Source organism: Streptomyces sp. NPDC020958 (assembly GCF_055562175.1).
Genome location: NZ_JBVHFU010000005.1, coordinates 265578 through 278222, shown reverse-complemented (window position 1 = coordinate 278222; position 12645 = coordinate 265578). Strand labels below are relative to the sequence as shown.

Here is a 12645-nt window from a genome sequence, read left to right as displayed (position 1 = left end):
CCGCTCGCACAAAAATCGCTCCTGCCAGGGCTGTGAGGGTCCCCGGGTCATCGGACCCGGGGACCCTTCCCATGGATGTGACCCCATGTGTGAGGCTGTGCCCCATGCCCGTCGTCTGTGACCTGCGTGTCCTGCTGCGCCTGCGGGACTTCCGCCGTCTGCTTGCCGTGCGGCTGCTCTCCCAGGGCGCCGACGGCGTGTACCAGGTCGCGCTCGCCGCCTACGTCGTCTTCTCACCGGAGAAACAGACCTCACCGTCCGCGATCGCCTCGGCCATGGCGGTCCTGCTGCTCCCGTACTCGCTGGTGGGCCCCTTCGCCGGTGTCCTGCTGGACCGCTGGCGACGCCGTCAGGTCTTCCTTCACGGCAATCTGCTGCGCGCGTTGCTGGCCGCGGTCACCGCCGCCCTGATGGCGGGGGACGTTCCCGACTGGTTGTTCTACGCCTCCGCCCTATGTGTCACGGCCGTCAACCGCTTTGTCCTTTCGGGTCTGTCGGCCGCGCTTCCGCGGGTGGTCGACACCGACCGCCTGGTGCTGGCCAACTCCCTGTCACCGACGGCGGGCACCCTCGCCGCGACCGCCGGCGGCGGCTTGGCCTTCGCCGTACGGCTGATCGCCTCGGGCTCCGACGCCGCGGTCGTTCTGCTGGGTGCCGTGCTGTACCTGGGAGCGGCCCTCACCTCCCTGACCATGGCCCCCGGCCTCCTCGGCCCCGACCGGCATCCGGCCCGGCCGAGCGTGCGCGCAGCGGTCCTCACCACCACGCGCGACCTGCGGCAAGCGATACGGCATCTCGCGGCACCCCGTCGCCGCGAGGCGGCCTGGGCCCTGTTCAGCATGACGGCGATGCGCTTCTGCTACGGCGCTCTGCTCGTCCTGGTGCTGATGCTGTGCCGCTACGCCCTCTCCTCCGGCCCGGACAACGGTCTCGCGTTGCTGGGGCTGGCGCTGGGTCTCTCCGGCGCAGGGTTCTTCGCGGCGGCCGTGGTGACGCCGTGGGCCGCCGGGCGACTGGGCCCCGCCCGCTGGATCGTCGTGTGCGCCGCGAGCGCCGCCGTACTGGAGCCCGCACTGGGCCTCCCGTTCACGACCGCTCCCATGCTCGTCGCCGCCTTCGTGCTGGGACTGATCACCCAGGGCGCGAAGATCGCGACGGACACCATCGTGCAGTCGTCGGTCGACGACTCCTTCCGCGGCCGGATCTTCTCCGTGTACGACGTCCTCTTCAATGTCGCCTTCGTCGGAGCCGCGGGCGTCGCCGCCCTCATGCTGCCGCCGGACGGCCGCTCCGCGGCTCTCGTCATCACGGTCGCGCTCCTCTATGCGGCGGTCGCGGCAGCCATGGCTCGGTGTGAGGCGCAGCGAGGGAAGCAGGAGCAAAGGGGAAATGGAGAGGGGCGATGTTTCACGTGAAACATCGCCCCTCTCCCATCGGCATGCTCAGCCCTGCTCGGCCCACCACTCCTTGAGCGCGGTCACCGCGGCGTCGTGTTCCATCGGGCCGTTCTCCAGCCGGAGCTCCAGCATGTGCTTGTAGGCCTGGCCCACCTCCGGGCCGGGGCGGATCCCCAGGATCTCCATGATCTGGTTGCCGTCGAGGTCCGGGCGGATCGCGTCGAGCTCCTCCTTCTCCTGAAGCTCGGCGATGCGGTCCTCCAGGCCGTCGTAGGCACGGGAGAGTGCCGCGGCCCTCCGCTTGTTCCGGGTGGTGCAGTCGGACCGGGTCAGCTTGTGCAGACGGTCGAGCAACGGACCCGCATCACGGACGTAGCGGCGGACCGCCGAGTCCGTCCACTCCCCGGTGCCGTAGCCGTGGAACCGCAGATGGAGTTCGACCAGCCGCGAGACGTCCTTCACCAGTTCGTTGGAGTACTTCAACGCCGTCATGCGCTTCTTGGTCATCTTCGCCCCGACCACCTCATGGTGATGGAACGAGACCCGGCCGTCCTCCTCGAAGCGGCGCGTGCGCGGCTTGCCGATGTCATGCAGCAGTGCGGCGAGACGGAGGGCGAGGTCGGGACCGTCCTCCTCCAGCGCCATCGCCTGCTCCAGAACGATCAGCGTGTGGTCGTAGACGTCCTTGTGCCGGTGGTGCTCGTCCCTCTCCAGACGCAGGGCAGGAAGCTCGGGCAGCACCTGGTCGGCGAGGCCGGTTTCGACGAGCAGTGTCAGCCCCTTGCGGGGGTGGGCGGAGAGGATCAGCTTGTTCAGCTCGTCCCGGACCCGCTCCGCCGAGACGATCTCCAGCCGGCCGGCCATGTCCGTCATCGCCGCCACGACCTCGGGCGCCACCTCGAAGTCCAGCTGGGCCGCGAAGCGGGCGGCGCGCATCATCCGCAGCGGGTCGTCCGAGAACGACTCCTCGGGCGTCCCCGGCGTACGCAGCACGCGTGCGGCCAGGTCCTCCCGGCCACCGTGCGGATCGATGAACTCCTTCTCCGGCAGGGCCACCGCCATCGCGTTGACGGTGAAGTCACGCCGGACGAGGTCTTCCTCGATGGAGTCCCCGTACGACACCTCGGGCTTGCGTGAGGTTCTGTCGTAGGCCTCGGAGCGGTAGGTGGTCACCTCGATCTGGAAGGACCGAACGGTACCTCCTACCCGGGCGTCCTTCTGCGCCCCGACCGTGCCGAAGGCGATCCCGACGTCCCAGACGGCGTCCGCCCAGGGCCGGACGATCTTCAGTACGTCCTCGGGGCGGGCGTCGGTGGTGAAGTCCAGGTCGTTGCCGAGCCGGCCCAGCAGCGCGTCCCGGACCGAGCCGCCGACCAGGGCGAGGGAGAACCCGGCCTCCTGGAACCGGCGGGCGAGGTCGTCGGCGACGGGCGCCACCCGCAGCAGTTCGCTCACCGCGCGCTGCTGCGCCTGGCTCAGGGCAGAGGGATTGTCTTCATTGGCGTTCGGCACAACAGCACAGGGTACGTGTCCCGAGCCACCCCCAGCGCCTCCATATTCCCCCCGCACTCCCCGCAGAGCGTCCATACGCGCCCCTGGGACAGTCCGCTCCGTACCAGCACAAGCCCAGTATTCGGCTCTTGAAGAAGCCTTCCGGTGATACTGGATATAGGGGACAGGCCGATACGCTTCTCCGATCTTGTGAAGCGGACCGCGGCACTTCAGCTCAGCGCACCTCGTTACCATGCGTGGACGCACATTCCGACGACCACTGACGACGACGAGGGACGGACGAGCGCGTGGCCGAGGCGGCAGACTTCCAGGGGACGCCCTCACCTGCCCGCCGCTGGCTGCGGCGCACCGGGGCACTGCTCGCGGGTGCGCCTCTGCTGGCCGGGCTGGTGCAGCTGCCTGCCGCGGCGCCGGCTCAGGCGGCCGGATCGAACGCCGTGTCGGTGGCCATCGACTCACTGAGCCCCAGCGCCCCCACCGACGGGGACACGCTGACGGTCTCCGGCACGGTGACCAACAACGGCAAGCAGGCCGTCACGGACGCCCATGTGGACCTGCGAGTGGGTTCCCCGCTCAGCACCCGGTCGGCGATCGACACGGCCGCCCAGCAGTCCGACGAGCTTCAGTCCGGCCTCGGCACCGAGATCGGCGGCAAGTACACCGAGGACTTCGACTCGCTCGCCCCGGGGGTCGCCGAGCACTTCAGCATCTCGGTCCCCGTCGACAAGCTCGACCTGGGCCAGGACGGGGTGTATCCGTTCGGTGTCTCGCTGTCCGGCCGGACGACCGCGCAGCAGTGGGACCAGGTGCTGGGCGTCCAGCAGACGTTCCTGCCCTGGCAGTCCTCCGAGGCGGACACGAAGACCAGGACGACGTACCTGTGGCCGCTGATCTCCACCGTCCACATGACGGCGAGGACAGGGGCGGGCGAGCTGCAGACGCCGGTCTTCCTCAACGACGACCTCGCCAAGGAGATCTCGCCCGGCGGCCGGCTGGCCCAGATGCTGGCCCTCGGCAAGGACCTGGACGTCACCTGGGTGATCGACCCGGACCTGCTGGCCTCCGTGGACGCGATGACCGGCAGCTACCAGATCCAGGGCCCCGGTGACACCACCACGGCAGGCACCCACCAGGCCGTGGCCAAGCAGTTCCTGACCGACCTCCAGGGCGCGGTGGCGGACAAGGAGGTCGTCGCGCTCCCCTTCGCCGACCCGGACCTGGCCTCCCTCGCCCACAACGGCACCGCGGTGACCGGTTCGCTGAGCCACCTCAAGGACGCCACCGACGTCGCCGCCACCACGGTCGAGACCGTGCTCCATGTCACACCGAACACGGACTTCGCATGGCCCGTGAACGGCGCGGTCGACCCGTCGATCATCAAGGTGGCCACCTCGGCGGGCGCCGACAAGGTGATCGCCCGCAGTGACAGCCTCAAGGAGACCGGCGGCCTGTCCTACACGCCCTCCGCGGCGCGACCGATCGGCGGCGGCACGACGGCGGTCGTCGCGGACGCCCGGCTGTCCACGGCGTTCGAGGGCGATCTGACGACGGCGGACTCGGCGACGCTCGCGGTGCAGCGGTTCCTGGCCCAGAGCCTGGCCCTGAGCACCCAGACCGACAAACAGCGCAGCATCGTCGTCGCCCCGCAGCGGATGCCCTCCTCGAGCCAGGCCCAGGCCATGGCGACGGCCATCACCGCGCTGCAGGACAGCAACTGGTCGCAGTCCCAGAACCTCACGGCCGCCGCCAAGGACAAGCCCGACCCGGGTGCCACCACGAAGATCCCCTCGTCGTCCGCCTACCCGTCCTCGCTGCGCAAGCAGGAACTGCCCCGGACGGGCTTCGAGCAGATCGCACGTACCCAGGACAAACTCGACAACTTCCAGGTGATCCTCAGCAACCAGTCCCGGGTGGTGACCCCGTTCGGCCGGGCCATGAACCGGGAGATGTCCGCGTCGTGGCGGGGGCGCGGCACCGATGCGGACAGCTTCCGCACGGGCGTGGAGTCCTGGCTCGACGACCTCATCGGCGAGGTCAAGCTGATCGACAAGTCCGAGACCAAGCTCTCCGGGCGCAGCGCCACCATCCCGGTCACCGTCCAGAACAACCTGGTGCAGGGCGTCGACCACCTCGTCCTGCGGCTGACGTCGACGATGCCGACCCGGCTGGAGATCGGGGGCAAGCCCTACTACGAGCAGCCCGTCGAGGTCTCCGGCGGCCACAGCCAGTCCGTGAAGTTCTCCACGTCGGCCAACGCCAACGGCCGGGTGGAGGTCACCGCGCAGCTCTACACCCAGGACGGCCAGGAGTACGGCCAGCCCGTCCGGTTCGACGTGAAGGTCACCGAGGTCACGCCCACCGTGATGCTGGTCATCGGCGGCGGTGTGCTGCTGCTGGTGCTGGCGGGGTTCCGGATGTACACCCAGCGCAAGCGGGCGGCCGCACGACAGACCGAGGAGGGCGACGGCCCGGCCCCGGCCCGCGAGGACACCCCGGGCGGCCCTGCGGACGAGGGCCCCGAGAACACCACTGGGCCCGGGAACCCGGGCACTCCCGGTGGCCGTCGTACGGGAGAGTCCGACGCCCGGTCCGGGGCAGACGACCCCGAGCAGCCGAGTGACCCGACACCGGACACCGCACCGGAAAGCGCCGACCCGTCCGGGACGGGTGAGAGAGTGGACCGTTGAGCGATGTCGTGGCCGGTGTGGCCCGGGACGATGAGGTGGGGTAACCATGAACGCGCCGTACGACGGTGAACGCGGCCAGGGCGCGGCCGGTTCGGGCTACCCCGAGCCGCCGCCGGAGGCCGGCCAGGTCCCGCCGCAGCACGCGGCTGACATGTACCTCCAGGACGCCTACGACCAGGACCCCTACCGGGCACAGGACCTCTCGGCCCAGGACCCGGTCGCCGAGGCGCTCTACGACCGTGCCGCCCACCCACCGCCGCCCCCGGGCACGTACCCCCAGCAGCCGCTCTACGGCCGGCCCGCCCAGTCGCCGTACGCCCCGGACCCGCAGGTGTGGGCCCAGACCCCGGCGCCCGAGCCGGAGGGCCCGACCCAGTACCTGCCGTACGGCGACGACCCCCGTACGACCCAGTTCGTGGGCGTGGACGACCTGGTCTCGCACTCCGGTGAGGAACGCCACGAGCCGGACGCCTTCGCCCACCTCTTCCGGGACCAGCAGCAGAGCGGTTACCGGGACCCGCAGCAGGACGGCACCCAGCCGCCGCCCGGGCCCGCGGCGGTACCCGGTCCGGCCGCGGCCCCGGGCGGCGCCTCGCCCAGGCCGCGGTACCCGGCGCCGACCGCCCCGGCCGCCGCGTCCCCCGCGAGCGACCAGACGCTGAACCTTGGTGCCGCGCCCGTCGCGGCCGCGGCGCCGGCCACCGCCGCCGCCCCCGCTCCGGCGCCCGTCAAGAAGGGCGGGAAGGCCGGGGGGCTGCTCAAGTCGAGCGCCGTGATGGCGGCGGGCACGATGGTCTCCCGTCTCACCGGCTTCGTCCGCTCCGCACTGATCGTCTCCGCGCTGGGCGTCGGTCTGCTCGGCGACACCTTCCAGGTCGCCTACCAGCTGCCCACGATGATCTACATCCTGACCGTCGGCGGCGGCCTCAACTCGGTCTTCGTACCGCAGCTGGTGCGCGCCATGAAGGAGGACGACGACGGCGGCGAGGCGTTCGCCAACCGGCTGCTGACCCTCGTGATGGTGGCGCTGGGCCTGCTCACCGCGGCCACCATCGCGGCCGCGCCCCTTCTGATCCGCCTGCTGTCCGACCCGGTCGCCAGCGACCCGGCGGCCAACGAGGTCGGCATCACCTTCGTGCGCTACTTCCTGCCCTCGATCTTCTTCATGGGCATCCACGTGGTGATGGGCCAGATCCTCAACGCGCGAGGCAAGTTCGGCGCGATGATGTGGACCCCGGTCCTCAACAACATCGTCATCATCGTCACCCTCGGCCTGTTCATCTGGGTGTACGGCACCGCCGCGCACTCCGGCATGAAGGTCACGAACATCCCGCCGGAGGGCCAGCGTCTGCTCGGCCTCGGCGTGCTGCTCGGCCTGGTGGTCCAGGCCCTGGCGATGATCCCCTACCTGCGCGAGACCGGGTTCCGGCTGCGGCTGCGCTTCGACTGGCGGGGCCACGGCCTCGGCAAGGCCGCCACGCTCGCCAAGTGGACCGTACTGTTCGTCCTCGCCAACCAGGCCGGCGCGATCGTCGTCTCCCAGCTGTCGACCGCGGCCGGCAAGCAGTCCCCGGTCGACGGCACCGGCTTCGCCGCCTACGCCAACGCCCAGCTGATCTGGGGCCTGCCGCAGGCCATCATCACGGTCTCCCTGATGGCGGCCCTGCTGCCGCGGATCTCCCGCTCAGCCGCCGAGAACGACACGGGCGCCGTCCGCGACGACATCTCCCAGGGCCTGCGGACGACCGCCGTCGCGATCGTCCCCATCTCCTTCGGCTTCCTGGCCCTCGGCATCCCGATGTGCACCCTGATCTTCGGTTCCTCGGGCACCAGCGAAGCCACCAACATGGGCTTCATGCTGATGGCCTTCGCCCTCGGCCTGATCCCGTACTCGGTGCAGTACGTCGTCCTGCGTGCCTTCTACGCCTACGAAGACACCCGCACCCCGTTCTACAACACGGTCATCGTCGCCGCGGTCAACGCGGGCGCCTCGGTCGCCTGTTACTACCTGCTCCCGGCGCGCTGGGCGGTGGCCGGCATGGCCGCCTCGTACGGCGTGGCCTACGCGACCGGCGTCGGGGTGGCCTGGCGACGGCTGCGCAAGCGGCTCGGCGGCGACCTCGACGGCTCCCGGGTCACCCGCACCTACGCCCGGCTGTGCATCGCCTCCGTACCGGCGGCACTCCTCAGTGGTGCGGCCTGCTACGGCATCGGCCACACTCTGGGGCAGGGTGTGATCGGTTCCTTCGCCGCGCTGCTGGCCGGCGGAGTCCTCCTGCTCGGCGTCTTCTACGTGGCCGCACGCCGCATGCGCATCGAGGAGCTCAACTCCCTCGTGGGTATGGTGCGCGGGCGTCTGGGTCGCTGAGTCAGGGGTAAGCGCACAACCATCGTTCGCCGCCGCGTGTCGTGCATAGCGGGGGACTGTGGGCACAATTGGTTTCGGCGTCGGACAGCGTGCAACGGATGGGGAGGCAGGGAACGACGGTGGCGGAACGGAGCACGGCTGCCGTCGACGTGGCAGACAACAGCGGTGACAAGCCGCTGACCGCCAAGGCGGACCAGTCCACGGCCGACGGGGTGGCCCAGAACCCGGAGCAGGACACGGACAGCGACGAGGCCCAGGGCAGCGGTGCGTCCGCGGGCCCCGGGAAGAAGACCTCACCTCCCGAACTGCACAGCGGTCACAAACTCGCCAGACGCTACCGTCTCGAGGAGTGCGTCACCCGTCTGGACGGATTCAGCAGCTGGCGTGCGGTCGACGAGAAACTCCGGCGTGCCGTCGGAGTCCACATCCTGCCCGCCGATCATGCGCGCAGCCGTGCGGTGCTGGCCGCCGCCCGGTCCGCCGCGCTGCTCGGCGATCCCCGGTTCGTCCAGGTGCTGGACGCCGTCGAGGAGAACGACCTCGTGTACGTCGTGCACGAGTGGCTCCCCGACGCCACCGAGCTGACCGCGCTGCTCGCGGCCGGGCCGCTGGAGCCCCACGACGCCTACCAGATGGTCAGTCAGATCGCCTCCGCGATGGCGGCCGCGCACCGCGAGGGCCTGGCGCACCTCCGCCTCAACCCGAACGCGGTGCTGCGCACCTCCACCGGCCAGTGGCGCATCCGCGGCCTCGCGGTGAACGCGGCGCTGCGCGGCATCAGTTCCGACACCCCGCAGCGCACCGACACCAAGGCGATCGGCGCCCTGCTGTACGCGGCGCTGACCCAGCGCTGGCCGTACGAGAGTGACGCCTACGGTCTGGCCGGACTGCCCAAGGACGTCGGCCTCATCGCACCCGACCAGGTACGCGCCGGGGTCCATCGCGGCCTGTCCGAGCTCGCCATGCGCGCCCTGGTCAACGACGGTGCCACCGCCTCCCGCCACGAGTCGGCCTGCACCACACCCGAGGAGCTGGTGAAGGCGATCGGCGAGATGCCCCGCATCCGCCCGCCGGAGCCGGCGTTCACGGCACCGCCCGAGTACCAGCGCACCACGTACCAGCAGGGCACCTACGGCCGCCCCGCGTCCCCCGGCGTGACGCAGCCCGTCCAGCCCCCGCCGCCCCCGCTCCAGAGCCGCACCGGCAAGGCCCTGAAGTGGGCCGTCTCGGCCCTTCTCATCGCGGCCCTGGGCCTGGGCAGTTGGCAGCTCGCGGAGGCCCTGATGAACCAGGGCGACAAGTCCGACGGCACCACCACGCAGACGACGGACGACGGCGACAAGAACAACGCCAGTCCCGCACCCGTCACCCCGATAAAGATCCAGGACGCCCAGGAGTACGTCGTCGACGGCGGCGCCCAGCACCCGGCCGACGTCAAGCTGACCTACGACGGCAACGCCTCGACCTACTGGCGGACGAAGACCTTCAACGAGGGTCCCGAGCTGGCGCCGTACAAAGCAGGTGTGGGCATCGTCTACGACCTGGGCTCTGCGAAGGAACTCAGCACGGGAACCATCTCCCTTCGCTACGCTGGCGATCACACGACGGTCGCGCTCTACGCCGCCGACTCACTGACCCCAGGGCCGGTGAGTTCGCTGACGAAGATCGGCAGCATCACCACCACCGGGAACACCGCCACGGTGAAGGTCAGCAAGAAGGTCAAGAGCCAGTACGTGCTCCTGTGGATGACCGCCGTGCCCAAGTCGGGCGCGGATCCTGCCACGTACTCGGATGCCGGTTACAAGCAGGCCATCACGGAAGTGAAGTTCACGGGCTGACGTCTCACCGGAGGCACCGAAGGCGGAGGGGCAGATGGCGGAGGGCGCCGGATACGGCGGTGTGAGCGATCAGGAGCTGCTCGCCCGCCATGTGGAAGGTGACCCCGACGCCTTCGGTGAGATCGTCCGGCGGCACCGGGACCGGCTGTGGGCGGTCGCCCTGCGGACCCTGGGGGACCGCGAGGAGGCCGCCGACGCCGTCCAGGACGCCCTCGTTTCCGCCTACCGGGCCGCCCATACGTTCCGGGGCCAGTCGGCCGTCACGACCTGGCTGCACCGGATCACGGTGAACGCCTGCCTGGACCGGGCCCGCAAGGCGGCCTCCCGGAAGACCTCCCCGGTCGATGACACCGAGCGGCTGGAGCACCTGCTGGAGCCGCATGAATCGGCCTCCGCTCCGGCCGAGCGGCACGATCTGCACCGTCAGCTCCTGGAGGCCCTCGGCACGCTCCCGCACGACCAGCGCGCCGCGCTCGTCCTGGTCGACATGCAGGGATATCCGGTCGCGGAGGCGGCCCGGATCCTCGATGTGCCCACCGGGACGGTGAAGAGCCGCTGCGCTCGCGGCAGAGCCAGACTCCTGCCGCTGCTCACTCATCTGCGGCCGGAAAACACCGGTGACGAGAATGACGCCGACCCGGCACGGAACCGGGCGGAGGGGACATCCGTCCCACCGGCAGCGAGGCCTCGAAACGGGGCCCCACAGGACACCGGGCCGAGTGATCCGGCCGCAGTGAAGGGCGGAGGTGGACGAGCGTGACGTCGACGACGGACACGACCGGGCACCCGGACGTCTCGGAGATCTCCGACCTGGCCGAAGGTCTGCTCCCGCCCGCCCGGACCGAGGAAGTACGGCAGCACCTGGACGGGTGCGGACTCTGTGCCGATGTCCAGGCCTCACTGGACGAGATCCGGGGCCTGCTCGGCGCGGTCCCGGGTCCGGCAGCCATGCCTGCCGATGTCGTGAGCCGGATCGACGCGGCTCTAGCCGCCGAGGCCCTGTTGGACGCCGCCCCTCCCGAGGCTCATGTTTCACGTGAAACATCGACCCTCGCGTCCCCGGGGGGCCGTCCGGCTGGCAGGCCGAGCGCCTCGACCGGTCCTGGACGCAGGAACCATGGAACCGACCGTGGTCGTCGCCGCCGGAACGTCGCCCTCGGTGCCGTCCTCACCGCCGCCGTCCTCGGTGCCGGATCCGTCTTCCTCCTGTCGCTCGGCGGCCACGACAAGGGGCCGGTGACAGCTCAGGGCAAGCCGACGAACTCCGCCGTCGGCCTCACCAAGAGCACCCTGCAGGCGGAGGTGGACGGCCTCCTCGGCAAGAAAGCGACCTTGCGCGGCTCCAAGCGGCCGGAGGTGGGCATCCAGGGCGACTCCACCCCGTCCGGATCGTCGGCTGCCCCGTACTCCCCGTTCATCCAGCCGCTGCCCTCGGTACCGACGTGTGTCCGCGATGGCATCAGCCAGTCCGGTGACCTGCTCGCCGCGAAGGAGGAGACGTACGAGGGGAAGCACGTCTATCTCGTCGTCCTCCCCGACGCCTCGGACTCCTCGCGAGTGACGGCCTTCGTCGTGGACGCCGACTGCAGCAGCTCGACCTCCCCGGGCAAGGTCCTTCTGACGGAGTCCCTGGCTCGTCCCTGAGCGTCCTCGGCACGACTCCGAGCCGAGCACGCATCGTCTCCGCCCGCCGCGGAAATCCGTAGGTGTGGGATGGCCGTGTGCCCGGACACACCGGGAATGCGCGCCCCGTAGGATCCGTTGGGTGGGGTGAGAGCTTCCGAGAGAAGCTCTCACCGGTCGAACTGACGTAGACCAGAGACGAGGAATCAAGCCGTGAGCGACGTCCGTAACGTGATCATCATCGGCTCCGGGCCCGCCGGCTACACGGCGGCGCTCTACACCGCGCGCGCGTCGCTGAAGCCTCTCGTGTTCGAGGGCGCTGTCACCGCGGGCGGTGCGCTGATGAACACCACCGAGGTGGAGAACTTCCCGGGCTTCCGCGACGGCATCATGGGCCCCGACCTCATGGACAACATGCGGGCGCAGGCCGAACGCTTCGGCGCCGAGCTGGTTCCGGACGACGTCGTCTCCGTCGACCTGACCGGTGAGATCAAGACCGTCACGGACACCGCGGGCACGGTCCACAAGGCCAAGGCCGTCATCGTCACCACCGGCTCCCAGCACCGCAAGCTCGGCCTGCCGAACGAGGACGCGCTCTCCGGCCGCGGTGTCTCCTGGTGCGCCACCTGTGACGGCTTCTTCTTCAAGGACCAGGACATCGCCGTGATCGGCGGTGGCGACACCGCGATGGAGGAGGCCACCTTCCTCTCCCGGTTCGCCAAGTCCGTGACGATCGTCCACCGTCGGGACACCCTGCGCGCCTCCAAGGCGATGCAGGAGCGCGCCTTCGCCGACCCGAAGATCAAGTTCGCCTGGGACAGCGAGATCGCCGAGGTCCAGGGCGAGCAGAAGCTCTCCGGTCTGAAGCTGCGCAACGTCAAGACCGGTGAGCTCTCCGACCTGCCGGTGACCGGACTGTTCATCGCGATCGGTCACGACCCGCGCACCGAGCTCTTCAAGGGCCAGCTCGACCTCGACGAGGAGGGCTACCTCAAGGTCGCCTCGCCCACGACGCACACCAACGTGACCGGTGTGTTCGCCGCCGGTGACGTGGTCGACCACACCTACCGCCAGGCGATCACCGCGGCCGGCACCGGCTGCTCCGCTGCTCTCGACGCCGAGCGTTTCCTCGCCGCCCTCGCGGACGAGGAGAAGGCAGAGCCCGAGAAGAGCACCGTCTGACCATCCCCCCTTCCGCCCCCGCACCATCAAGTAAAGGA

8 protein-coding genes are annotated in these 12645 nt (G+C 70.2%); 7 read left to right on the top strand and 1 reads right to left on the bottom strand.

The genetic code is table 11. The annotated features are described in order from the left end of the window. Positions 1–104: 104 nt before the first annotated feature. A complete protein-coding gene (locus ACZ3KP_RS18205; protein WP_467500677.1) occupies positions 105–1415 on the top strand; it encodes an MFS transporter in 1311 nt (436 codons plus the stop codon). Between the two features lie 27 nt (positions 1416–1442). Here ACZ3KP_RS18205 and ACZ3KP_RS18200 read toward each other — a convergent pair whose 3' ends face one another. Further along, a complete protein-coding gene (locus tag ACZ3KP_RS18200; protein ID WP_358971666.1) occupies positions 1443–2909 on the bottom strand; it encodes a CCA tRNA nucleotidyltransferase in 1467 nt (488 codons plus the stop codon). A gap of 287 nt (positions 2910–3196) precedes the next feature. Between ACZ3KP_RS18200 and ACZ3KP_RS18195 the strand changes: the two genes are divergently transcribed. The 6 genes from ACZ3KP_RS18195 to trxB all read left to right on the top strand — a co-directional run bounded on the left by ACZ3KP_RS18195 (position 3197) and on the right by trxB (position 12607). After that, positions 3197–5596, top strand: a complete 2400-nt coding sequence (locus tag ACZ3KP_RS18195) for a DUF6049 family protein (RefSeq protein WP_467500674.1) — start codon at positions 3197–3199, stop codon at positions 5594–5596. Between the two features lie 46 nt (positions 5597–5642). Continuing rightward, on the top strand, positions 5643–7964 hold the full coding sequence (gene murJ / locus ACZ3KP_RS18190) for a murein biosynthesis integral membrane protein MurJ (protein WP_467500672.1): 2322 nt from the start codon (positions 5643–5645) through the stop codon (positions 7962–7964). Between the two features lie 119 nt (positions 7965–8083). Next, positions 8084–9802 (top strand): protein kinase family protein, encoded by a 1719-nt coding sequence (locus ACZ3KP_RS18185; RefSeq protein WP_467500670.1) that lies wholly within the window; start codon positions 8084–8086, stop codon positions 9800–9802. Between the two features lie 34 nt (positions 9803–9836). After that, a complete protein-coding gene (gene sigM, locus ACZ3KP_RS18180; protein ID WP_467500668.1) occupies positions 9837–10562 on the top strand; it encodes an RNA polymerase sigma factor SigM in 726 nt (241 codons plus the stop codon). Then, entirely contained in the window at positions 10559–11446 is an 888-nt protein-coding gene (locus ACZ3KP_RS18175; RefSeq protein ID WP_467500666.1) for an anti-sigma factor family protein, read from the top strand. The genes sigM and ACZ3KP_RS18175 overlap by 4 nt, the downstream gene beginning before the upstream one ends. A gap of 192 nt (positions 11447–11638) precedes the next feature. Continuing rightward, positions 11639–12607 carry a thioredoxin-disulfide reductase gene (gene trxB / locus ACZ3KP_RS18170; protein WP_132888337.1) on the top strand — a complete coding sequence of 323 codons (969 nt, stop codon included), beginning with the start codon at positions 11639–11641 and terminating at the stop codon, positions 12605–12607. Positions 12608–12645: the final 38 nt, after the last annotated feature.